Origin of the sequence: Pyxidicoccus xibeiensis (assembly GCF_024198175.1) — a bacterium.
GTDB classification, from domain to species: domain Bacteria; phylum Myxococcota; class Myxococcia; order Myxococcales; family Myxococcaceae; genus Myxococcus; species Myxococcus xibeiensis.
Map to the genome: position 1 here is coordinate 37,979 of NZ_JAJVKV010000018.1, position 21,949 is coordinate 59,927.

Sequence of the window (21,949 nt, forward strand, 5' to 3'; positions counted from 1 at the left end):
ACCGAGAATCCGAGTCCGATGAGGCTGAGTGTCCTGTCGTGTGTCGTGTGGCTGCTGCCAGTGGCCGCCCTGGCGCAGTCGCGTGGTGTCGCGCTGTATGAGCGGGGCGAGTACGTCAAGGCGCGCCGCTCGCTGGAGACCGAGCTGCGCTCCCAGAAGCTGGGCGAGCGGGAGCGCGCCACCGCGCGCCTGTACCTGGCCGCGTCCCTCCACGAGCTGGGCCTGGCGTCCGAGACGTGGACCCAGCTGGAGGAGCTGGCGCGCAACCACCCGGACCAGCCGGTGAACCCGGCCCTCTTCCCGCCGGAGTTCGTGGCGCTGGCCGGCGAGGCCCGCAGGCAGGTGGAGGCCGAGCGGGCGCCTCCTCCTCCCGTCGAGACGAAGCCCCCGGAGCCGCCGCAGGTGACTCCCTGGGAGACGCCGGCGGAGCCGGAGGAGCCCGAGGCGCCGGCCGCGTCGGGGCGCTCGCGGCTGCTGCCGGAGGTGTTCGGCTTCATGGACCCGGTGGGCAAGTCGGTGGGCGTGGGCGGCGGGCTGACGTACGGCAGCGGCTCGTTCGAGGTGGGCGCGCGCGCGCTGCTGGGCACCCAGGTGGGTGCGGGGCTCCAGGTGGGCCTCGTGCTGGGGGACGGCGCGTTCCGGCCGCACCTGGCGCTGCGGGGCACGGCCGTCCCCGGGCTGTCCGCGTACGGCGGCGGGCCGGTGGTGGGGGCCCGCTTCGCGCTCGGCAGCCTCACGGCGCTCGTGGACGTGGGCGCCGAGCTCTTCAAGGTGTCCGACGCGGGCTATCGCTCGTTCGCGATGACCGCGTCCGCGGGTGTTGGCTTCGACCTGTTGTCTCCGTGAAGGAAGGGATGTCCGTGCACCAGCGCTTCCTCCGTGGCGCCCTCGTGGCTGCCTTGTTCACCCCGCTCGCGCTCCTGCCGGCGCCGGTCTCGGCGCAGCTGCCGACGTGGGACCCCACTCCCACCATTGCCTGGAACACCTACGTAGGCGGTGGACCCCTGCGGGACGGCGGCACCACGGTGAACGTCCACGACCGCATCGAGGCCGTGGCAATCGGGCCGGATGGCGACGTCTACGTGACGGGCTGGACGGACGCGCTCTCGTTCCCCGCGGCGCCGGACGCGGGCCTGCCCCAGGCCACGAGCCGGAAGGACGTCTTCGTCGCCCGCTATGCGGGAGACGGGACGACGCTGCGCTGGGCCCGGGTCTTCGGCGGCGATGGGGACGACAGCGCCACGGGTGTGACGGTGACGAATACCGGAGTGGTGTTCGTCGTGGGCAGGACCGAGTCGGACGTCATCCAGGTGGCCCCGGGAGTGGAGGCCCCTCGCACCACGACGAGCTACGGCCGCAAGATGAACACGGATGGCTTCCTCGCGCGGCTGGAGCCGAACGGCACGGTGGACTACTTCATGTACCTGGGGAGCGCCCTGTACGACGAGGCCCGGGCCATCACCCTGAGTCCGGACCAGCGCCTGGCCTACGTCACGGGCATGACGGGCCGGAATGACGGAGCCGCCTCCTCCTTGGCCAGCGAGTTCCCGCCGAACAACATCCAGAGCAACGAGCGGTCTGGTGGCTACGAGGCATTCGTTTCCCAGATCAACGTTGCCTCGCAGGGCGACGCGGTGGTCCAGTGGACCCGCATCTTCCGCAGCACCCGGGACGACATCGCGCACTCGGTGTCCACGCAGGGAGACACGGTCTTCGTCGGCGGTGTTGCCGGGGCCGAGCTCATCTCCAACCCCGCGCCCACCTGGGTCCGCACCACCTACGCAGGGGGCAGCGAGGGGTTCGTGGCCCGGCTCCAGAGCGATGGCAGCGTCTACTGGCTGTTCTACCTGGGCGACGGGGGAGAGGACGACGTGCGGTCCGTGCTGGCCCGGCCCGGCGGGGACGCCGGGGTGGCTGTCGTGGGCAACACCAGTTCCTTGAGTCCCCTGCCGGACGCGGGCACGGATGTCATCGTGCTCCGGCTGAATGGCGAAGGCTTCCTGGGCTCCCTGGTCCTCCGCGTGAACACGTCCATCGAAGGCAGCGAGCGGACCGAAGGTCACTCCGCCATGGACCCGTACGGCAACGTCTATCTCGGCGGCTGGACGACCTCGTCGAGCCTCGCAATCAGCGCCTTCGACTCCACCTTCGGCGCGCCCAGGGACGGGTTCGTCGCCATGGTGAACTCGGCGGTGACGGAAGTCGTCCTGGCCTCCTACGTAGGTGGAGCCACCTCGCCCGAAGAGGCGGTGCAGTGCGTCGCCGCCGGCCCGGGAGGCCAGGTGGTCTTCGGTGGCTACTCCAGCGCGGCTGGCTGGTTCCCCTCGGATGCCGGTGTGGACCTGACGGCCAATGCCGGCACGGACGGCATCCTCCTCCGGATGCGGGTGGATGACACCGCGCCCACCGCGGGCTCCGTCTCCGTGCAGCGCTTGAATGGGAGGCTCATCGCGTCGTGGAAGGGCTTCAAGGACGATGAGAGCCCCCTGACGTACGAGTGGGGCGTTGGGAAGCAGTGGGGTCAGGCCGGGCCAGAGGGCTTCACGTTCGTGGGCGAGCAGACGACCGTCGACCTCACCGACTTCCCGCTCCCGGACCCGACCCCGTACCTCGTCACCGTGCGGGCCACCAATGCCGCAGGGCTGTTCGTCGTCCAGTCATCGGTGCCCTTCGACCCACCGGCAATGTCCGATGCCGGCTCGGATGGCGGCACGTCGGACGGAGGCTCGGACGGTGGTACCTCCGATGGTGGCGTGGACGCGGGCACGGGTGACGGGGGGACTGGCGATGGCGAGGGTGACGAGCTCTCCCCTCTGGGCTGGTCCTGTGCTTCTACCGGAGGCTCCGGTGCGCTGGCCTTCATGGCGCTGGTGATGCTCGCGCTGGTGGCGATGCGCCGCGGGTGGCCGGCTGAAGCCCGCCAACGCGGGCCTGGCTCGCACCGCTGACGCGCCGTTGCGTCGCGGGAGGTGACGGCGCTCGCGACGGGTGACGTGTGAGACCTGTTGCACACCCGGGCACTCGCTTCGAGACGCCGTGGTGGGTGAAGCTGAAGGAGCTGGAGAAGCAGAAGCGCTGAAGCGGCGCTTCACGTCCGCGCGTCGCCGAGCAGCCGGAGGTATGCCTCCAGCACGGTGCGAGCGTGCGCGGCCCAGGTGAAGCGCGCGGCACGGGCCAGGCGGGCCTCGCGTGGAGGGGGCGGCTGGCGTCCGGTGAGCAGCGAGTCCAAGGTTTCCACCCACGTGGGCACGTCTCCCACGGGGCAGTAGGTGCAGCCGTCCTCGCCCACCTCGCGCACCACGGGCAGGTCGCTGGCCACCACGGGAGCGCCACAGGCCAGGGCCTCGATGACGGGGAGCCCGAAGCCCTCCGCGTCACTCGTCACCAGGACGGCGCTTGCGCGGCGGTACAGGCCCGACAGCGTGGGGCGCTCCTGACGGGGCGGCTGGAGCAGCGCGGGGCCGATGCCGAGCGCCTCCACCTGCGCGCGCTGGGCCGCATTCAGTGTGCCGCCCTGCTGCACCAGTTGCAGGTCCGGGTGGCGCTCTCGCAGCGCCGCGAAGATGGCGAAGAGCACGTCCAGCCGCTTGCGGGGAATCGCGCTGCCCACGTGCAGGAGGTAGGGCCGGCCGCCCAGCGGGGCGAGCACGTCCTCGCTCCGGTCACCCGGCGCTGGCTCCGGGCGGTACTCCGGGGACACGCCGTAGGGCGCCCAGACGAGGCGGGCCGGGTCCACCACGCCGCGCGCGAGCAGCTCCGAGCGCACCGCCTGGGTGCTGTGGAAGACGAGGGCCGCACGCTCCAGGCCCGCGAGCTGGGCGCGGGCCATGAGGCGGAACCAGGCCGGGCGCGGCTCGCGCTGGGGCTCCAGCACGGAGCGGAAGGCGTCCAGGTCGTGGCAGTAGACGCCCGTGCGTTCGGCCGGCAGTGCGTGCACGAGCTGCGCGTAGGTGTGGTCCACCACGTGGAAGGCGTCATGGCGGCCGCGGGCGCGCAGCGCGTGGCCGGGGTACAGCCCGAAGCGGGTGAGGAGGCGGTCCACGTTGAAGGCCGCGTTGCGAGCCCCCAGGCGCGGCAGACGGCGCGCTACGGATGGCATCGCCGGGCGCACGGCCTCGGCGGATACCTCGGTGGGGAAGGCGGCCAGTCCGTCCAGGAGCGCCTCGCCCACCAGGTCCATGCTGGGCCAGCCCTCCTCGCGCGGGTCCATCAGCAGCGCCAGCCGGGGGGGCGAAGCGCGCGTGGGGCTCCGGCTCATGAAGCCTCCTCGTCAGGAAGCCCGGGCGAGGCGAGCGGCACGGTGGGAGCACGCGGGCTCATGCAGCTCCGGGTCCCCATGCATTGCACCTGAGTCATGCTCGAAGCCTCGGGACCAGCACTCACCGGGAGCTTCCCTTCATCGGCCCCGGCCGCAGCAGCGTCTCCACCGTGCGCTCCAGTGCGAAGCGCTCGCGGTAGACCTGTGCGGCCCGCTCGCCCAGTGCGGAGCGTGCGCCTGCATCGGCCAGGAGCCGCTCGGTGGCCTCCACCAGCGGCCCGGGTGAAGTGCCCTCGACCAGCGCCACCGCGCCCAGCTCCCGCCACATCGGCTCCGTGAGGTGCCCGGTGTTGGTGACGAGCGGTCGGCCCAGCGCCAGTCCCGCCATGGTGGTGGTGCGCCGCGCGCTCACGCCATCCGGGTAGGGCTGCACCAGCACGTCACACGCCGCCAGGTGCGCCGCCACGTCCTCGGACGCGAGCGAGTCCCGCGTCACCACCCGCCCCGCCACCTCCGGATGCCGCGCCCCCAGCCCTTCCGCGAAGGCACGACTCCCCCGGCCCAGCAAGAGCGCCCGCCGCTCCCCACCCGTCCGGAGCAGCGGCACCAGCACCGCCTCCAGCGGTCCGGCGGTGAGCGCGCCATAGGTGCCGAAGTGTCCCAGCCACGGCCCGGGCCCCAGCGTGGAGCGCACCGCCTCCACGGCACTCCCGGTCACCTCGGAAGGCAGCGTGCTGGGCACGGGCCGCCACTCCGCGAGGCCGCGCACCCGGCTCGGCAGGTGCTCCGCCCAGGCCGGAATGGAGACGAACACGCGGTCCGCCGCGCCAGCCACCAGCCGCAGCATCACCCGCGTGGTGCCGGCGAGCACCTGGTGGCGCAGCGGCGCTCGCGGGCTCCACGGGTACACCACCTCGTGGAAGAACACCCAGCGCTCGTCCCGCCGTCTCGCGGCGAACCACGCGCAGAACGGCACGTTCATCGCCTTCATGCCGAACGCATGCGGCACGTACTGGAGCAGCAGCCGCCGCGGCGCGGGGCACCCGTCCAGCCCGCGTGTCAGGCGCACCAGCCCCGCGGGCGTGAAGAGCCCCGGGATGCGGTGCACGGTGACGCCGTCCTCCGTGCGCACCCCGGCGTCTCCCGGCGCCCAGACGTGGACCTCGCGTCCGGCGTGGGCGAGCGCGAGCGCCACCTGTCGCGTGTAGTCGCTGACGCCGCCGGGCTGGGGCGGGTACTCGCCCGTGAGGACGTGCCAGGCGGGAGCGGTGAGGGAAGGGGGCATGGGGCCGCGACGCCCTCCACCGGGGGTGGAGCTAGGACGCTTCCATGTCGCGGATGGCGAGGAGCTGGAAGGCGTACTGGGGAAACCGCGTGGCGAGGGGCTCGGTGAGGATGGACAGGCGGCTGCCCAGCCGGAGCGGGCGGATGCGCGGCAGCGCGTAGTCGCCCCGCAGCGGCTTCAGCCCGCTCATGCCGGTGACGCGGTAGCCCCGCAGCTCGAAGTCGTAGACCTCCCAGCCGGAGCGGTGCACCTGGTGCACGTTGCTGTCCCACTCGTCCTGGGGAAGGAAGCCGTTGGGCGTGAAGATGATGACGCGCTTGCGCGCCAGCGACTCCATCATCTCCAGCAGCTTGAAGCCGTCCGGCTTCTCGAAGTGCTCGATGACGTCCAGCGCGATGACGGCGTCGAAGCTCTTCGGGCCGAAGCGCTTGCCCGCGTCCATCAGCTCCATCTGGTGGTACTCGCGATGGATGCCGGCCGCGCGGCTGCGCTCGATGCTCGCCGCGTGGCCGTCGATGCCCACCGTGTGCGGGAGCAGGTGCGAGAAGCTGTGCAGCGGCGAGCGAGAGCCGCAGCCGATGTCGAGCACGCTGTCACACGTGCCGACCAGCGCCTCCTTCAGGGTGCGTTGGAAGACCTCGTGCTCGCCGACGAGCACTTCGCGCTTCAGGAACTGGAAGATGTTGCCGCCGGATTGCATGCGCGGCGGACCGTAGCCCCGGGGCTCCATCCCTCGCAACAGCCGCGCGAGCTTCCTGGCGTCCAGGCGCGTCCTGCCCGCATGCCTGTCCACCAGCGTGTCAGGCTCGGACCTGTCCCCCGGGGCAGGCGAGCCAACGGCCTCCGTACCCGGCCCTCACGTTGCTTGTGGGCCTGGGGTCCCCCCGGTACCATTTCGCCCCCTGCTCGTGCCGTGCGCCCCGGGGAGGCTGTCTGTCCGTCCGGGCCGGCCCTCCCCATGACGCCCGGAGCGGGCCGCTCAGGACTCATGAACGCGACCGCGGCACCGGAAGTCAGCACAGGCGAAGTCAAGGCACGGGCCCTGAAGGGCATGTTCGTGCTGGCCGCGCGCACCGTGGCCTCGCAGGGCCTGCGGGTGGTGAGCGCGCTGTTCCTGTCCCGCCTCCTCTTTCCCTCGGACTACGGCCTGTTCGGCATCGTGTCCTATGCGGCGTCGCTGGGCGTGTTCCTGGGCGACCTGGGCCTGAGCGCCGCGCTGGTGCGCCAGCCGCACGAGCCCACCCGGAACGAGACCTTCACCATCTTCTGGTGCCACCAGGCGCTCACCGCCCTCGTCGTGGCCGCCGTCTGCGCGCTGGCGCCCCAGCTCACGGAGGGCTACGCGCTGGGCGCCGGCGCCGTACCCATGGTGTGGGCCCTGGCGCTGGGGCTGTTCCTGTCGTCGCTGCGGGTGATTCCGCTGATGGCGCTGGAGCGCAAGCTGGCCTTCCCCATCATCGCCCGCGCGGAGCTGGTGGAGAACGTCGCGCAGGTGGTCACCACCATCGGCCTGGCGGCGCTGGGCTTCGGCGCGTGGTCCCTGGCCCTGGGCGGCCTGGTGCGCGGCGTGGTGGGGCTGGTGTGCATCTGGTGGGCGTCGCCGTGGCGGCCCCAGGGCTCCTTCCAGCTGGACGTCCTCAAGCGGCTGCTGGGCTTCGGGCTGGCGTTCCAGCTCCCGCCCCTGGTGGCGGCGGTGGTGGCGGGCTGGGTGCCGCTGGTGGTGGGGCACATCCTGGGCAAGGAGGCGGTGGGCCTGGTGAACTGGGCCTGGGCGCTGGCCTCCACGCCGATGATGCTCAGCGTGGTGCTCAACCGCGTGGCCTTCCCGGCCTACTGCCGGCTGCAGGAGGACCCGGCGGGCTTCGCGGAGTACCTGCGCACGTCGCTGCGGCGGCTGTCCGCGGTGCTTCTCGTGGCCATCCCCGCGGTGGTGCTGGTGCTGCCGGTGGTGGTGCCGCTGTTCTTCGGCGAGCGCTGGGCCCCGGCGGTGATGCTGGTGCAGTGGTTCAGCCTGGAGTGCGTGCTCACCACGCTCACCGGCCTGCTGGCCACCGCGCAGAACGCGGGCGGACGTCCGTGGGAGCGGCTGGCCGTCGTCGTGGGCGTGGGCGTGGCGAAGTGGGGCGTGGGCACCTGGGCCATCCACCGCTTCGGCCTGGTGGGCATCGGCCCGGTGGGCGTGCTGGTGGGGCTGGGCGAGCTGTGGGTGACGGCGTGGCTGGTGGCGCGCCTCAACCCGGCGCTGCGCGGGCTGGTGTCCCAGGTGGTGGAGCCGCTCATCACGGTGGGCCTGCTGCTGGCGGGCGCGTGTGTGGCGGCGCTGCAACTGGTGGATGGTGCGCTGGTGCGGGCCCTGGTGGGGGCGGGGGTGTTCGCCGGGCTGGTGCTGGTGCGCGAGAAGCTGCCCGGAGCGCTGTCGCTCGTGGGCGAGCTGCGGGACATCGTTGGATTCGTGAGGACGCGAGGCGCTCGATGAAGAAGCCCGACCTGGTCATCTCCATCGTCAACCACAGCAACCCGGAGCTGCTGCACGACTGCCTGCGGACGCTGTACGCGACGACGCGCGACATCTCCTTCGAGGTGTGGATTGTCGACAACGCCACCGACGGCCGCGGCGTCGAGGCGATGCGGCGCGACTTCCCGCAGGTGCGCTGGCTCTTCAACACCGAGCGCAAGGGCTTCTCCGCCAACCACAACCAGGTGCTGCGCGCGGCCCGGGCCCGCTACATCTGCATCTTCAACGACGACACCATCGTCCACGAAGGAGCGTTCGACGCGCTGGTGCGCTTCATGGACGAGCACCCCCGCGTGGGCATGGCGGGCGCGCGGCTGCTGAACGCGGACGGCACCATCCAGAACTGCACCTTCCGGTCCATGTCGCTGGCGGGGCAGCTGTTCGACCTGGTGTTCCTGCCGCGCCCGCTGCACTTCCTCAAGCAGCTGGAGATAGACCCGGCGCAGTACGGGCACGAGGAGGCCCGGGTGAGCTGGGTGCTGGGCGCGTGCATCGTCGTGCGCGAGGAGACGCTGGCGCAGGTGGGCCTGCTGGACGAGCAGATGTCCCCGCTGGGCAACACCGAGGACACGGACTGGTGCGTGCGCGCGTGGGAGGCCGGCTGGGAGGTGGCCTTCTGCCCGGAGGCGGTGATTACGCACCTGGCGAGCCGCTCGTTCCGGCCGTCCGCGACGGGGCATGACAAGGTGCGCGTGGAGCTGTGGCGCACGCGGCTGGCGTACTTCCGCAAGCACCATGGCCGGCTGCACGAGGCCGCGCTGCGGGCCATCCTGGTGGGGACGCTGCCGTACAACTCGGCGGTGCTGACGCAGACGCTGCTGCGCGGGCGGATGAGCCTGCCGGAGTACCGGCGCCAGCTGTCCACCTTCCTGCGCATCTCCGAGATGGGCCTGCGCGCCCGGGTGTGAGGCCGCGCATGCCGTTCTTCTCCATCGTCATCCCCACGTACAACCGGGCGCGGCTGCTGGAGCAGACGCTCGCCTCGGTGTTCGCCCAGGAGGAGCCGGACTACGAGGTGCTCGTCGTGGACGACGGCTCCTCGGACGACACGCTGGAGACGCTGGCGCGCCACGGCGAGCGGGTGCGAGTGTTCCAGCAGCGCAACGCGGGCCCGGGTGCGGCGCGCAACCTGGGCATCCAGGAGGCCCGGGGCGAGTACGTGGCCTTCCTGGACAGTGACGACCTGTGGTTCCCCTGGACGCTGGCCACGTTCCGGCGCGTGCTGCGCGAGGGCGGGGCCTCGGTGGTGATGGCCACTCCGGTGGACTTCTCGCACCCCGAGGAGCTGGCCGGGGTGACGCGCGCGCCGCTCCAGGTGCTGCGCTTCGCGGACTACCTGGCGAGCGCGGCGGACCGGACACCGCGCACGGCCTGCGCGGTGGTGGTGCGCACGGAGGCGCTGCGGCGGGTGGGCGGCTTCACCCCGCTGCGCATGAGCGCCGAGGACTATGACCTGCTGTACCGGCTGGGCACGGAGCCGGGCTTCGCGTGGGTGCGGGCCCCGGTGACGCTGGGCTACCGCAAGCACGCGGGCTCGACGTCCACGTCGCTGGAGTCGCACCACCGGGGCACGCTGTACCAGCTGGAGCAGGAGCGGCTGGGGCGCTACCCGGGTGGCGACGCCCGCAGGCATGAGCGGCTGGACATGCTCCTGTACGGCCTGCGCCACGTGACGCTCTGGCTGCTGGCGGAGCGCCGGGGGGACCTGGCGCTGGACCTCTACTGGCGCGGCCTGCGGTTCCACCTGGCCGCGCCGCGCTGGCGCTTCCTGCTGGGCTTCCCACCCTGGGCGGTGGCCACCTCCGTGCGCCAGCGCGTGGTGCGACGCTAGCGGCCGCCGCCCATCAGCCCACCCAGCATTCCTCCCAGGCCGCCGCCTCCGCTGCCGGGGCCTCCGCCTCCCGCGCCGGCCAGCATCGGCACCACCGCGAGAATCTTGCCCACCAGGCCCGGGTCCAGCCGGGACTTGAGGAAGTCGAGCAGCAGCGGAGCCACCAGCGTGGCCTTGCTCGCGTCGATGTTGAAGCGTCCTAGCAGGGAGACGACGGCGGCCACCTCGCCGGCCTGCGCCGCCGCTCCACCGAGCGCGCTCAGCATGCCGCCCGCGCCGCCTTCCTGGCCGCCCATGAGCCCGCCCAGCGCGCCCATCAGCCCGCCTTCCTGGGGCCCGGGGGTGGATGCCGCGGGGGTGGAGGAGCGCTGCCAGGTGTCCATCTCCGGAACCGCGCGGCCCAGCTGGTCCGCGGCGTCCGGGCCCAGCTTCTCCTTCACCGTGCCCTGCACCAGCTTCAGCAGCGAGCCCGCCACCCCCTGCGCCTGCGTCCCATTCACTCCGAGCTGCTGTGAGAGCTGTCCGATGAGGTCCATCCCGTGCTCCTTTCGTGTGCCGCGTCCGCCTGGAAGGCCCCGTTCTACTGGTCCCGGCGCCCGGCGCGCACGGACTGAAGATGAAGCGTTCGCCACGGACAGGTGAGCGCTCGGCTGCGGGAAGCGCTGAGGGGGATGGTTGCCTCCCTGCCCTCCTGGCGCTTGCCGTCCGGGACTCGGGGCGCTGCGCATCTTCGTGGGGAGGCACGGGCGCAGGGCACGAGAACCCGGAGGCGTGAGATGGACGAGGCCACCCCGGTGGAGGTCGAGGCGACGAAGGAGCCTTCCCCCGACAAGTCGCGGGCCTGGGGAGGCATCGACCTGGGCGGGACGAAAATCGAGGCCGTCATCATCGACGCCAGCGGCACCGTGCTCGGACAGACGCGCCACCCCACGCCGGGAGACGGCAGCCCGGGGGACGTCGTGAAGGCGATGTATGGCGCGCTGAGGGAGGCGGCGCGCGCGGCGGGCCTGACGCCCCAGCAGCTCGCGGGCGTGGGGGTGGGCGCTCCCGGCTCGGTGGATGCCAACGGGGGCACGCTGGCGCACGTCAGCAACGTGGGAAAGGGCTGGTCGGACCCGTACCCCGTGGCGGGCGACCTGGGAGACCTGGTCGAGGGCCGGGTGGTGATTGGCAACGACGTGCAGGTGGCGGTGGCGGCGGAGTACCGGCTGGGCGCGGGCCGGCCCTACCGCTCGGTGCTGGGCGTGTGGTGGGGCACCGGCGTGGGCGGTGGGCTGGTGCTGGACGGCACGCCCTGGCGCGGGCGCGGCGCGGCGGGCGAGATTGGCCACGTGGTGGTGAAGCCGGGCGGCGCGCGCTGCGGCTGCGGCCGGCGCGGCTGCATGGAGGCCTACGCGGGCCGTGCCTCCATGGAGCGCAGGGCGCGCAAGGCCGAGCGCCGGGGGGAGAAGACCCTCCTCTTCGAGCTGATGCGCAAGAAGGGGCGTCCCCGCCTGACGAGCAGTGTCTGGGCCAAGGCCCTGGAGCACGAGGACGCGCTGGCCACGCGGCTCATCGACCGCGCGGTGATGATGCTGGGCGCGGGCCTCGCCTCCGCCATCAACCTGCTGGACGTGGAGGCCGTGATTCTCGGAGGCGGGCTGGGCACGCGGCTCGGGCCCGGGTTCGCGGACCGCATCCACGAAGCCATGGCCCCGCACATCTTCGTCCCCGAGCGCCAGCCTCCGGTGCTGCTCGCGGAGCTGGGCGAGCTGTCCGGCGCCATCGGCGCGGCGCTGCTGGCCGAGCCACCGATGAAGTGAAGGGCTACGGAGGCGTGGCCACGGGCGCGGGCGCGTCCGTTCCAGCCGCCTCGCGGGCAGCCGGCCGGGGCAGCAGCCTGTCCCTCAGCCGCAGGAAGGGCTTCTCCACCGTCACGTACGTCACCCACGCGACGGCCAGCGTGGCGCCCAGGAACGCCAGCAGGTCCAGGCCCCACGCGCCCAGCGTCAGGTGCTTGCGCTCGAAGACCCGCACCACCGGCCCGTGCCACAGGTAGGCGCCGTAGGAGAGCATCGCCACCTGCTGGATGCCCCACCGCGGCGCGGCCGGCAGCTTCAGGGACTCCACGCCCACCAGCACCAGCGCGAAGCCCGCGGCCAGCGCGGAGAACACCCAGACGCCCACCCCGTCCAGCAGCAGCGGGCCCGCCCGGCCGATGGCGACGGCCAGCACCGCCACACCCAGCGCGCCGCACCCCGCGCGCCGCGCCGCGCTCCACTGGCGCCACACGGGGGCCGTCTTCGCCAGGAACACGCCCATGGCCAGCCCGTCCAGGTGCAGGTGCGTGGGCCAGCTGAGCAGGGCCGGCAGCTCGTGCGGCGGCATGTCCGTGGGCAGCTGCCGCCACACGAGCCAGCGGGCCACCAGGCTCACCCCCACCGGCAGCAGCCACGCGAGCGCGGGCCAGTGGCGGCCCCGGAGCCCGAAGGCCAGCAGCGGCAGCACCAGGTAGAAGTGCTCCTCCACGCACAGCGACCAGCTCTGCTCGAAGTCGCGCGCGTCCAGGAAGTTCTGGAGGAAGAGCGCGTAGTGCCAGCCTCCGCCCACGAAGGGCGTGCCGAAGGTCCACGGCTTGAGCGCGTAGAAGGCCAGCACCACGAAGTAGAGCGGCAGCGTGCGCACCCACCGCTTCACCCAGAAGGCCCGCAGCCGCGAGCCGAGGTCCGGCTCCGCCAGCGGACCGAACACCTGCCGGCCGATGAGGTAGCCGGAGAGCACGAAGAACAGGTCCACCCCCATCCACCCGTGGGCGAAGGCGAAGCGCAGGCCAGGGCCCACGGCGTCGCGGATGACCGCCGGCGCATGGAAGAAGAGCACCGCGAGGATGGCCAGGGCCCGCAGCACGTCCAGGCCGTCCAGCCGTGCCGCCGGGGTGTGAGCGGTGGTGACGCCCTCGCTCATGGAAGTCTTCGCCGGGATGGGGATGGCATGGGTCGGCAGGCAGGCGTCAGGGGCGGGCATTGTCTTTCACGGCGCCGCGCAGTCAACAGCGGCCAGGGAGGCGGCCGTCCGCTGGGCGGAAGGGACATGCCGCCCAGGCGCTACGCCGGGCACGTCTATACTCCGGCCATGCTTCGTCGGCTCGCCCAGCGCCTCAACAAGCCTGAGTACTTCTTCCGGCCAGCACAGCTGCTGAAGCGGCTGAGCCGGCCGCGCTGGCTCAATGGGACCGCCGAGCGCGAGCTGCTGCTGCCCTGGGGCCTGAAGCTGCGGGTCCACCCCCGGGAGAACATCGGGCTGTCCGTGCTGCACCTGGGCATCTACGACCTCGTCGTCACCGAGACGCTCCACCGCCTCATCGACCCTGGCGAGCACGTGGCGGACGTGGGGGCCAACCTGGGCTACATGACCAGCCTGATGGCCCGGCGGGTCGGCCGCCACGGCCGCGTCGTCTCCTTCGAGCCCCACCCGCTGCTCTTCACCCGGCTGCAGGAGAACATCGCGCGCTGGAGGGACGTGCCGGACCTGGGCACCGTCACGCCCGTCCGCGCGGCCGTCGCCGACAGGGTGGCCGAGGGACAGCTCGTCGTGCCCGCCGGCTTCGAGAGCAACAACGGCCTGTCCTTCGTCGCCACGGACGCCGTGGCGGACGCGAGGGAGCGCATCCGCATCCAGCTCACCACGCTGGACGCCCACTTCTCCGACGCTCCAGCGCCCGCCGTCGTCAAGATAGACACCGAGGGCAACGAGGCCTCGGTCTTCGCGGGAGCGGACCGGCTGCTCACGAGCGAGCAGGGCATCCGCGACATCGTCTTCGAGGACCACGGTGCGTACCCGACGCCCGCCATGCGGCGCGTGGAGGAGCGGGGCTACACCCTGTTCCAGCTGAGGAAGGAGTTCACCGGCCCCGGGCTGGCGGATGCCCGCCAGGCGCTGCCCGAGGGCATGTGGGAGCCGACGAGCTACCTGGCCACCCGGGATGCCACGCGTGCCCGCTTGCGGCTGTCCGTCAGCGGCTGGAAGTGCCTGCGAGGCTGACGACGGGCCGCGCCCTGCTCGCGCAGCAGTCAGGCGATGGAGCGGTCCGGCGTTGCACTTTCGTTTCAGTTCATGGAATAGACCTGTGAGGGTCCTGTCCGTGACCGAATGACTGGAGAAGCTCGCAGGTGGGACGTCGTACACTGACTCGCGAAGCCCAGCCGCTCCAGGGACTTCACCCCAGCCCGTGGCCCTGTGTGCTGCTGGTCCTGGCCTCCGCGGGACTCGTCGTCGCGGCCGAGCTCGCCATCGCCGCCTGCTCTCCGGCGGGCCTTGCCGGAATCCTCGAGCGCAACCGCTGGTCGATGCTGCTCAACGTGGGCGTCATCAGCGCCGCCGCGGGCCTGCTGTGGGCGGCCACCAACCGGCTGGGCGTGTCCCTGGCGCTGATGGCCGCGGGCCTGCTCTTCACCTCCACCCTCCACATCCGCAAGCTGCAGCTCATCGGCCGGCCCCTGCTGCCGTGGGACTTCCTGGAGTGGCGGCAGGTCACCTCGCTGGCCCCCACGCTCCTGCCGGGCGCCGGCTCCATCATCGCAGCCGTGCTCGCATTGCTCCTCCTGGTCGCCTGCGGCGTGCTCGTTCGCGCCGTGGTGCGCGCGCGGCCCCGCCATCCGCTGCGTCGGGTGTGGCGCTGGAGGCTCGCCGCCGCGGCGCTCGTCTACCTGCTGTGCATCTCCTTCCAGCAGCACCTGCCCCTGCGCCGGCTCTTCGCGCGGGTCGGTGTCAGTCATCAGGTGTGGGACCAGCGCTCCAACTACCAGGTCAACGGGCTGCCGTTGATGATGCTCTGGAACTGGGAGGGGCTCCGGCTGGAGCCCGGCGGTGAGTACTCGCAGGCACAGGTCCTCTCGGCGCTGGGGACCCATGACGTCGGGGCGGGCGCGCCCCTGCGCGGCTCCGAAGAGCCGGTGGACGTCGTCATCTACATGGCCGAGTCGCTCTGGGACCCGACGCGGCTGGGCGTGCCGCTCAGCGCGGACCCCATCCCCTTCGTGCACCGGCTCGCCGCCGCCCACAGCTCCGGGCACCTCATCAGCCCGGCCTTCGGCGGGGGCACGGCCAACGCGGAGTTCGAGCTGCTCACCGGCATGTCCGCCTCCTTCGCGCCGGATGGCTCGTTCCCCTACCAGCACTACCTGCTGCGCCCCGTGGAGGCGCTGCCCTCGCTGTTCCGCGACGCCGGCTACCACACGGTGGCCATCCATCCGTTCCACGCCTGGTACTGGAGCCGCGACGTCGTGTACCCGCTGCTGGGCTTCGACGAGTTCCAGTCGCTCACCGACTTCCCCTCGGCCCGGCTGGAGGGGCCGTGGGTGTCGGACGAGGAGGTGGTGGACCACATCCTCCAGGAGCTGTCGGACGAGCAGCGGCCCCAGTTCGTCATGGCCGTCACCATGTCCACGCACGGGCCCTACAACCTCGCGCGCACGGGCTCGGAAGAGGTCGAGGTGCTCGGGACGACGCTGTCACCCGACAGCCGGCACATCCTGACGAACTACGTGCACAAGCTGCGGCGGATGGACCAGGCCCTGGAGCGGCTGGTGCGGCGGCTGGAGGCGAGGCCGCGGCGCACGCTGCTGGTGCTCTTCGGAGACCACCTCCCCATGCTGGGGCCCAACTACGCCGTGTACCGCGAGGCGGGCTTCCTCACCGAGCCGTGGACGGACGCCCAGCGCGAGCGGATGGCCGAGGTGCCCGTCGTCCTCTGGTCCAACTTCCCCATGGAGAAGCGGGACGTGCACCTGAGCATGGGCATGCTCACCCCGCGCATCCTGGAGGCCGCGGGGATGCGGCCCCGGGGCTTCTTCTCCTTCCTCACGGAGCTGTCCCGGGAGGTGCCCGTGGTGCGCAACGACCTGGTGCGGACCGCCACCGGGGAGTACCTGCCCCCGGCGGAGCGCGAGGCCGTGGCGCCCGTGCCCGGCTCCTCCGCCGACTGGCTGCGCCGCTACCGCCTGCTCACCTATGACCGGCTGGCGGGGGAGAACTTCAGCGTGACTCCGGCGCCCGGGCACCGGCTGGCCGGAGGGCCGTGACGCGCACGCCGACGGAGGACAGCCTCCGCAGCGGCGCGGGCGGCGCGTCCTTGAGTCGCAGCGCGGGTTTCTCCACCAGGTGCCAGGACAGCGCGGACAGCGCCACCACCACCGGGAAGGACAGCGCCGCGTTCACCCACCACTCCGTGGGCCCGCCCAGCAGCGCCGCGACGGCCTGCTGCACGGGGAAGGCATAGACGTAGATGCCGAACGAGAAGTCACCCCAGCGGCCGAAGCTCGCGAGCGCCCCCGCCGGCAGGAAGGCGAGGTACAGCACGACATACGCGCCGAACAGGCCGGTGCCGATGCGGCTGTAGCCCAGCCGGGCCATGACGAGCCACGCCGCCGCGCACGCCAGCGCCAGCCACGGGCTCATCCGCACCTTGTCCCGCCACAGGTACAGCGCCACGCCACCGCCGAAGTACAGGTACAGCTCCGGCCAGAAGCCCAGCCGCCCGGTGACGAGCGACGCCACCGCGGCGCCCACCCAGCCGAAGACGACCACGGGCTTGCGCAGCTGGCCCACCAGGCCCAGCGCCAGCGTCAGCAGGTAGAAGCCCACCTCGTACTTCAGCGTCCACAGCGAGCCGTTGACGGCGCGCGGAAAGGCATTGGACTCGAAGACGCCGGGCAAATCCCACTGGGGCCAGTTCAGGGTGAAGTTGCGCAACAGGTACAGATACGTGTCCGGCGATGCGAGATAGTCCGCCAGCGGCAGCCGCGTGAAGGCGGGGCCCAGCACCAGGGCGGACAGCAGCAGCATGGCCCCCAGCCCCGGGAAGATGCGCAGCGCGCGCGCCCAGGTGAAGCGCGCCAGGTCCGGCGTGCGCTCCCAGCTGCGGGTGATGAGCACGCCGCTGATGACCAGGAACACCGCCACGCACAGCCGGCCCAGCGACAGCTGCTCCCGGGTGAGCGCGTCCAGCGGCTCCGCCGTGCCCTTGCCCAGACTGAGTGGAAAAGCGTGGCTGATGATGACTCCCGAGGCGGCAGCGAAGCGCAGGAAGTCGAGGTTGTTGCGGCGGCCCTCGAGGCACGCCTGCAACGTCGGAGAGGTGGGCACGGGCATTTGGGGGAGCGGGCCGCTCATTGTCTTCCGCCCCTCCAGGGGGTCAATACCCGCCAGGGAGGCGACCGCTCGACTTCCTCTAGCAGCTTCTAAGATTGCCGTGAAACTCCAGGATTCCGCACGGTTGGTGGCTGAAGAGGCGGGCACGGGGTCCTCCATGCATTGCCCACACACGCGCATTGACGCGCCGAGCCAGGGGCCGTCACAGTGGCGCCCGGCCCAAACTGAATGATCACCTTCTTCGTCGCGTTCCTCGTCTCCCTCATGGTGTCCCTGGTGCTCACGTTGGTCGTGCGCAACCGGGCGGTGGCGTGGGGGTGGTTGGACCAGGCCAATTCCAGCCGCAAGGTGCATGTGCGTCCCATCCCGCGGTTGGGAGGGATTGGCATCGTCGGTGGCTTCTTCGCGCCGCTGTGCGCGCTGTTCCTGGTGGACTCGGGGGTTGGCTACAACTTCCGCTCGCACAAGGACCTGGTGGCGGGCCTGTTCATCGGCGGGGCGGTGATTGCCGCGCTGGGGCTGTATGACGACTTGAAGGGCTCGGGCGCGCGGCTGAAGTTCGCCGTGCAGCTCGCGGTGGCGCTGGGGCTGTACGCGATGGGCTTCCGCATCGACGTCATCGCCAATCCGTTCGGTCCGGAGCTGTCGCTGGGGGCGCTGAGCCTGCCCTTCACCGTGCTGTGGATGGTGGGCGTGGTCAACGCGCTCAACCTCATCGACGGGCTGGATGGGCTGGCGGGCGGCGTGGCCTTCTTCGGCGTGGGCACCAACTTCATCCTCGCGCTGTCGCGTGGGGACGTGCTGCTGTGCCTGCTGATGGCGGCGCTGGCGGGCGCCATCCTCGGGTTCCTGGTGTTCAACTTCAACCCGGCCTCCATCTTCATGGGGGACACGGGGAGCATGTTCCTGGGCTTCGTGCTGGCGGCGGTGGCCATCAAGACGAGCACGAAGAGCGGGACGACGGTGGCCATGCTGGTGCCGGTGATGGCGCTGGGGCTGCCCATCATGGACACGCTGCTGGCCATGGTGCGGCGCTCGATGCTGGGCCGGCCGATGTTCAGCGCGGACAAGGAGCACATCCACCACCGGGTGATGAGCCGCATGGTGCTCAGCCACCGCGCCACGGTGCTGGTGCTGTACGGGCTGTGTGGCCTCTTCACCCTGACGGCGCTGGGGCTGAACTTCGCCAACAGCGCGCAGAGCGCCATGCTGCTGTGTGGCATGGGCGTGGTCATCATCGTGATGATGCGCAAGCTGGGCTACCTGGACCTGCGGCGCGCGGCGGACGTGCAGCAGGTGCGCCAGCGCAACATCCGGCTGCGCTCGCTGGTGAAGGACGTGACGCGCTCGGTGCGCACGGCGTCGTCCCTGCAGGACGTGTGGAGCGCGGTGCGGCCGCTGGCCGAGGCGCTGGACTTGTCGCGGCAGGAGCTGCGCCTGCAGAGCGAGCGGGACGGGCTCACCGACGGCATCGTCTTCGAGACGCAGCGGCCGGCGGGCACGGCGGTGCCCCTGGAGGTCCGCATCGACGTGAAGGACGACGACGCGGTGCTGGGCGCGCTGCTGCTGGTGTGGCGTGACGGGCGCGCGGCCATCAACCGCGACGAGGAACTGGCGCTGGAGGTGGTGGCGGACGCGGTGGCGGAGAGCGCCGCGAGGCTGCAGGCGCGGGCGGAGGCGGTGCCCGGGCGCGTCGTCGCGCTGCGGCGGTGACGGCGCTGGACGCACGCGCCCTGGGGGCGCTGCTGCGCGCCTGGCCCGAGGCACCGGCGCGTGCGGCCCCCGTGGGTGCGGAGGCGGAAGGGCTGGTGCGCGCGGCCGTGCGCCACGGGCTCGCGGGCTTCGTGGACCACGCGGTGGCGCAGGCGGGCTGGGAGCTGCCCGTAGAGGCGCGTGCGTCGCTGCGCCGCGAGTCGCTGGCGGGCGCGGCCCGGGCGATGCGGGTGAAGGCGCTGCTCGTGCGGAGCCTGGAGGCGCTGGCCGCGGTGGGGCAGGTGCCGGTGCTGCTCAAGGGCTATGGGCTGGCGCGGCGGCTGTACCCGGACCCCTTGCAGCGGGCCACCACGGACGTGGACCTGCTGGTGGCGCGCGGCGACGTGGACTCCGCGGTGCGGGCGCTCACCGGGCTGGGCCTGTCGATTCGCGCGGGGGACGGGGCGCGGCACGGCGACGAGGACTCGCACCACCTGGAGCTGGTGGGGCCCGCGGGGCTGGTGGAGCTGCACTACCGCGCGCTGGCGGGATGGGGTGAGACGCTGGAGGGGGATGCGCTGCTGGCGCGGGCGGTGGAGGGCGAGGTGGACGGCCGGCCGGTGCGGTGGCTGCGGCCGGAGGATGAGGCGGTGTACCTGTCGTTGCACGCGAGCAACCACCTGCTGCAGCGGCTGGCGTGGGTCTTCGACCTGAAGCTGCTGGCGGGGCAGGGGCTGGACTGGGGCAGGGTGGTGGAGGGCGCGCGGGGCACGGCCTTTCCGCACCTGGTCTGGTACGGCTGGGAAGCCGCGCGGCGGCTGCTGGATGCGCCGGTGCCGGCGGAGGTGCTGGCCGCGCTGGCGCCGCCCCGGTGGCAGCGGGTGCTGGCGAGGCGGTTCTTCTCCGACGCGCGGCTGCTGGGCGCGGAGCTGGCGCGCAACAAGCCGGCGTGGATGGCGGCGAAGCTGCTGCTGGCGCCACGGGCCGGAGCCATGGCTCGCTATGCGCTGCGCCGGGTGGGCAACGCGGCGCGGGCGCGGCGGGGGTAGCGGGCCTCGGGCGAGGAAGCGGCGTACGTCCTCAGCCCGAAGGCTGGGGGGATGGGACGCTGATGAAACAGCCAGTGCTCTCGCGCCTGGTCACACGTCGAGGAAGCCGTCGGACGTAGTCTCCAGGTCGCCTCGCGTTTCTGAAAGTCCTGGAGATGGATGTGCCGACGCGATTGTGGTGGGGCCTTGTGCTGATGCCGCTGCTGGTCGGCTGCGCCAGCGCGCGGGTGGTGCGCCTGGAGACGGGGCAGGGAACTCCGTGGGAGTACGTGCCGCCCACCTCGGACCGGTCCGTGGAGGTGAGCGAGGACGCCTTCGAGGCGGCCCTGGGCCGGCTGGCACTGGAAGTGCCCCTGTCGCTGCGGCCCGCTGAGGCCGGGTGGCTGGTGCGTGCGTCGACCCACGGCAGCGTCATGGACGGGGCGCTGCGCAGCGCGCTGCGCAGGGACTATGGCCGCTGGTGCCACGCGCATGAGGGGCCGAGCGACTGTCTGTCGTTGCTGGAGGACGGGCTGGGGCTGGGTGCTACGGACAGGCTGCAGCTGTCGCTGGGCCTGTCGCTGGAGCCGATGCACGAGAGCATCGCGGACGCGGTGGAGGACACGCTCCACCCGACGTTCTTCAAGGCGGTGGTGGTGTCGGCGCTGGTGACGTGGGTGATGCTGGCGGCCAACCCGGAGCCGGTCTTCACCAAGGCTGCGGCGACGGTGGCGGTGTTGGTGATGGCCTATGTGGGCGTGGACGCGTTCCTGGCGATTGTGAGGGCGTGCCGCGAGCTGAAGGGCGCTGCGGACCGGGCCACCACGTTCCAGGAGTTGGAGGAGGCGGGTGCGCGCTTCGGGCGGGTGGTGGGGGAGAAGGGAGCGCGCATCTTCGTGCTGGCGGTGGCGCTGGTGGTGGGGAAGGGCACGGTGGGAGGGGCCACGTGGCTGGCCTCGCGACTGCCGCTGTTGCCGGGCTTCGCTGAAGCAGCGGCGCTGAGCGCGTCACAGCTCGGGGTGAATCTGCGGGCCATCGAGCAGGTGAGCGCGGTGGCGGTGGTGGAGGGCGGCGTCGCCATCACGCTGGCGCCCAACGCGGTGGCCATGGTGGCGGCGAGCTCGGGTGTCATCCAGGGGGACCCGGATGGAACCGTGCATCACATCTGCACGGACAAGAACCCCGTCTCCACCAAAGAGGGCGGGCCGTGGACGCCCCAGTTCGAGAAAATCTTCGACAAGGCGGGCATGTCGCTGAAGAACGACCCGGCGAACCAGGTGCGCATCCGAGGCCACGAGGGACCTCATCCCGAGGCATACCATCAGGCAATCTATCAACGAGTGAGAGATGCCACGCTCAGATGCAAATCTGAAGCAAGTTGCCGGCAGGTTCTGATTCAAGAGCTCCGCAGCATTGCTCGGGAACTCACTACCCCCGGCAATCGGCTGCGACGGTTCCTTACTGAGCAGTGAGAATGTTGGAGGCGGAGCCCATGCGGTACTTCGACCTGGCTGAGAACCTCTACATCCCGGGGCGCTGGTATCTGGACACTCCCGTTGATGGTCAAGGGCAGGAGGCTGGTAGCTGGCTCTTCACGGTGGGGGAGCCAGCGTCGTCCGTGACGGAGCCACTTCGGGTCGGGCTTTATCGGCCTGGCAAGGCGCTCGATTACTCATGCGCGGATGCAGGCGCGATTCCGGTCGTGCACGCTCGCGTGGCATCCGTGCTCCAAGCACTCGCTCCCAGAGACATCCAGACCTACCCCATCCAGGTCGAGGGCCAGCTTGAGCCGTATGCCGTCATCAACGTTACTCGCATCGTGAAGTGCATCGATGACAAGGCTTCGGAATATGTGGTGCGGCGGTTACCTGAAGACGAGAACGACCAGCCCGAGCGTGCTGGTGAGTATCGAAGCGTCGTCGGCATGCGCATCGACAAGTCGCTCGTAGGAGACGCCAAGGTCTTCCGCCCGTGGGGCTGGACCATCGTCCTCGTGGTCTCCGAGGACATCAAGGAGGCTCTGGAGCGCACCGGGGCCACCGGCATGAAGTTCGTCGAGGTGTAGCCCTCCTCATTTCTCACAGGCACGGCGGGCTGCCACCCATGCCCGCCGCGCGGCCCTGTCCCGCGCAGTACTTCGGCCCGCGCTCCGCGCGTGGCCGCCACGGGAGAGACGGGCAGCGCCGAGCCGGACGCACCCGCGCCGGCGTCG

Annotated in this window: 18 protein-coding genes; 12 read left to right on the plus strand and 6 right to left on the minus strand. The window is 71.7% G+C overall.

The annotated features are described in order from the left end of the window. Window positions 1–18: 18 nt before the first annotated feature. Together LXT23_RS43320 and LXT23_RS43325 are read left to right on the plus strand one after the other, a co-directional pair. The gene (locus LXT23_RS43320; RefSeq protein WP_253986372.1) at window positions 19–846 is read left to right on the plus strand and encodes a hypothetical protein; all 828 of its coding nucleotides are present in this window, start codon (window positions 19–21) and stop codon (window positions 844–846) included. A gap of 8 nt (window positions 847–854) precedes the next feature. After that, the gene (locus LXT23_RS43325) at window positions 855–2,948 is read left to right on the plus strand and encodes a hypothetical protein (RefSeq protein WP_253986373.1); all 2,094 of its coding nucleotides are present in this window, start codon (window positions 855–857) and stop codon (window positions 2,946–2,948) included. A 140-nt stretch (window positions 2,949–3,088) separates the two neighbouring features. Here LXT23_RS43325 and LXT23_RS43330 read toward each other — a convergent pair whose 3' ends face one another. The 3 genes from LXT23_RS43330 to LXT23_RS43340 all read right to left on the minus strand — a co-directional run bounded on the left by LXT23_RS43330 (window position 3,089) and on the right by LXT23_RS43340 (window position 6,243). Beyond that, complete coding sequence (locus LXT23_RS43330; RefSeq protein ID WP_253986374.1) at window positions 3,089–4,258, minus strand: glycosyltransferase; 1,170 nt, start codon at window positions 4,256–4,258, stop codon at window positions 3,089–3,091. Between the two features lie 121 nt (window positions 4,259–4,379). Continuing rightward, window positions 4,380–5,543, minus strand: a complete 1,164-nt coding sequence (locus LXT23_RS43335; RefSeq protein WP_253986375.1) for a glycosyltransferase family 4 protein — start codon at window positions 5,541–5,543, stop codon at window positions 4,380–4,382. A 31-nt stretch (window positions 5,544–5,574) separates the two neighbouring features. After that, entirely contained in the window at window positions 5,575–6,243 is a 669-nt protein-coding gene (locus LXT23_RS43340; protein ID WP_323379152.1) for a class I SAM-dependent methyltransferase, read from the minus strand. Window positions 6,244–6,531: 288 nt separating this feature from the next. On the opposite strand from LXT23_RS43340, the gene LXT23_RS43345 reads away from it, so the two are divergent. Genes LXT23_RS43345 through LXT23_RS43355 form a run of 3 tightly spaced genes read left to right on the plus strand, consistent with a single transcriptional unit; the run spans window position 6,532 to window position 9,889 of the window. Beyond that, window positions 6,532–8,019: an oligosaccharide flippase family protein gene (locus tag LXT23_RS43345; protein ID WP_253986377.1), complete on the plus strand. Its 1,488-nt coding sequence runs from the start codon at window positions 6,532–6,534 to the stop codon at window positions 8,017–8,019. After that, on the plus strand, window positions 8,016–8,966 hold the full coding sequence (locus LXT23_RS43350; protein ID WP_253986378.1) for a glycosyltransferase family 2 protein: 951 nt from the start codon (window positions 8,016–8,018) through the stop codon (window positions 8,964–8,966). The genes LXT23_RS43345 and LXT23_RS43350 overlap by 4 nt, the downstream gene beginning before the upstream one ends. Window positions 8,967–8,974: 8 nt before the next feature. Then, a complete protein-coding gene (locus LXT23_RS43355; RefSeq protein WP_253986379.1) occupies window positions 8,975–9,889 on the plus strand; it encodes a glycosyltransferase family 2 protein in 915 nt (304 codons plus the stop codon). Here LXT23_RS43355 and LXT23_RS43360 read toward each other — a convergent pair. Continuing rightward, entirely contained in the window at window positions 9,886–10,425 is a 540-nt protein-coding gene (locus tag LXT23_RS43360) for a DUF2780 domain-containing protein (RefSeq protein ID WP_253986380.1), read from the minus strand. The two genes, LXT23_RS43355 and LXT23_RS43360, sit on opposite strands and share 4 nt — an antisense overlap. Before the next feature lie 240 nt (window positions 10,426–10,665). On the opposite strand from LXT23_RS43360, the gene LXT23_RS43365 reads away from it, so the two are divergent. Next, window positions 10,666–11,691, plus strand: a complete 1,026-nt coding sequence (locus tag LXT23_RS43365) for an ROK family protein (RefSeq protein ID WP_253986381.1) — start codon at window positions 10,666–10,668, stop codon at window positions 11,689–11,691. 4 nt (window positions 11,692–11,695) lie between these two features. Here LXT23_RS43365 and LXT23_RS43370 read toward each other — a convergent pair whose 3' ends face one another. Further along, a complete protein-coding gene (locus LXT23_RS43370) occupies window positions 11,696–12,832 on the minus strand; it encodes an acyltransferase family protein (protein WP_253986382.1) in 1,137 nt (378 codons plus the stop codon). A 126-nt stretch (window positions 12,833–12,958) separates the two neighbouring features. Between LXT23_RS43370 and LXT23_RS43375 the strand changes: the two genes are divergently transcribed. Beyond that, window positions 12,959–13,909 carry an FkbM family methyltransferase gene (locus tag LXT23_RS43375; protein ID WP_253986383.1) on the plus strand — a complete coding sequence of 317 codons (951 nt, stop codon included), beginning with the start codon at window positions 12,959–12,961 and terminating at the stop codon, window positions 13,907–13,909. A gap of 197 nt (window positions 13,910–14,106) precedes the next feature. Then, entirely contained in the window at window positions 14,107–15,948 is a 1,842-nt protein-coding gene (locus LXT23_RS43380; protein WP_253986384.1) for an LTA synthase family protein, read from the plus strand. Here LXT23_RS43380 and LXT23_RS43385 read toward each other — a convergent pair. Next, window positions 15,902–17,038: an acyltransferase family protein gene (locus LXT23_RS43385; RefSeq protein ID WP_253986385.1), complete on the minus strand. Its 1,137-nt coding sequence runs from the start codon at window positions 17,036–17,038 to the stop codon at window positions 15,902–15,904. The two genes, LXT23_RS43380 and LXT23_RS43385, sit on opposite strands and share 47 nt — an antisense overlap. A gap of 207 nt (window positions 17,039–17,245) precedes the next feature. Here LXT23_RS43385 and LXT23_RS43390 point away from each other — a divergent pair, with 207 nt between their 5' ends. The 4 genes from LXT23_RS43390 to LXT23_RS43410 all read left to right on the plus strand — a co-directional run bounded on the left by LXT23_RS43390 (window position 17,246) and on the right by LXT23_RS43410 (window position 21,802). After that, the gene (locus tag LXT23_RS43390) at window positions 17,246–18,730 is read left to right on the plus strand and encodes an MraY family glycosyltransferase (protein WP_253986386.1); all 1,485 of its coding nucleotides are present in this window, start codon (window positions 17,246–17,248) and stop codon (window positions 18,728–18,730) included. Then, entirely contained in the window at window positions 18,727–19,758 is a 1,032-nt protein-coding gene (locus tag LXT23_RS50255; protein WP_323379149.1) for a nucleotidyltransferase family protein, read from the plus strand. The genes LXT23_RS43390 and LXT23_RS50255 overlap by 4 nt, the downstream gene beginning before the upstream one ends. A 161-nt stretch (window positions 19,759–19,919) precedes the next feature. Next, the gene (locus tag LXT23_RS50535; RefSeq protein WP_323379150.1) at window positions 19,920–21,209 is read left to right on the plus strand and encodes an AHH domain-containing protein; all 1,290 of its coding nucleotides are present in this window, start codon (window positions 19,920–19,922) and stop codon (window positions 21,207–21,209) included. Window positions 21,210–21,229: 20 nt separating this feature from the next. Then, on the plus strand, window positions 21,230–21,802 hold the full coding sequence (locus tag LXT23_RS43410) for an imm11 family protein (RefSeq protein WP_253986387.1): 573 nt from the start codon (window positions 21,230–21,232) through the stop codon (window positions 21,800–21,802). Window positions 21,803–21,949: the final 147 nt, after the last annotated feature.

Excerpts from the sequence above, each read along its gene's own strand:
- LXT23_RS43385 (WP_253986385.1), bottom strand. The coding sequence starts at position 17,038 with ATGAGCGGCCCGCTCCCCCAAATGCCCGTGCCCACCTCTCCGACGTTG.
- LXT23_RS43340 (WP_323379152.1), bottom strand. The coding sequence starts at position 6,243 with ATGCAATCCGGCGGCAACATCTTCCAGTTCCTGAAGCGCGAAGTGCTC.
- LXT23_RS43350 (WP_253986378.1), top strand. The coding sequence starts at position 8,016 with ATGAAGAAGCCCGACCTGGTCATCTCCATCGTCAACCACAGCAACCCG.
- LXT23_RS43330 (WP_253986374.1), bottom strand. The coding sequence starts at position 4,258 with ATGAGCCGGAGCCCCACGCGCGCTTCGCCCCCCCGGCTGGCGCTGCTG.
- LXT23_RS43410 (WP_253986387.1), top strand. The coding sequence starts at position 21,230 with ATGCGGTACTTCGACCTGGCTGAGAACCTCTACATCCCGGGGCGCTGG.
- LXT23_RS43325 (WP_253986373.1), top strand. The coding sequence starts at position 855 with ATGTCCGTGCACCAGCGCTTCCTCCGTGGCGCCCTCGTGGCTGCCTTG.
- LXT23_RS43370 (WP_253986382.1), bottom strand. The coding sequence starts at position 12,832 with ATGAGCGAGGGCGTCACCACCGCTCACACCCCGGCGGCACGGCTGGAC.
- LXT23_RS43365 (WP_253986381.1), top strand. The coding sequence starts at position 10,666 with ATGGACGAGGCCACCCCGGTGGAGGTCGAGGCGACGAAGGAGCCTTCC.
- LXT23_RS43360 (WP_253986380.1), bottom strand. The coding sequence starts at position 10,425 with ATGGACCTCATCGGACAGCTCTCACAGCAGCTCGGAGTGAATGGGACG.
- LXT23_RS43320 (WP_253986372.1), top strand. The coding sequence starts at position 19 with ATGAGGCTGAGTGTCCTGTCGTGTGTCGTGTGGCTGCTGCCAGTGGCC.
- LXT23_RS43390 (WP_253986386.1), top strand. The coding sequence starts at position 17,246 with ATGATCACCTTCTTCGTCGCGTTCCTCGTCTCCCTCATGGTGTCCCTG.
- LXT23_RS43345 (WP_253986377.1), top strand. The coding sequence starts at position 6,532 with ATGAACGCGACCGCGGCACCGGAAGTCAGCACAGGCGAAGTCAAGGCA.
- LXT23_RS43375 (WP_253986383.1), top strand. The coding sequence starts at position 12,959 with ATGCCGCCCAGGCGCTACGCCGGGCACGTCTATACTCCGGCCATGCTT.
- LXT23_RS43355 (WP_253986379.1), top strand. The coding sequence starts at position 8,975 with ATGCCGTTCTTCTCCATCGTCATCCCCACGTACAACCGGGCGCGGCTG.
- LXT23_RS43335 (WP_253986375.1), bottom strand. The coding sequence starts at position 5,543 with ATGCCCCCTTCCCTCACCGCTCCCGCCTGGCACGTCCTCACGGGCGAG.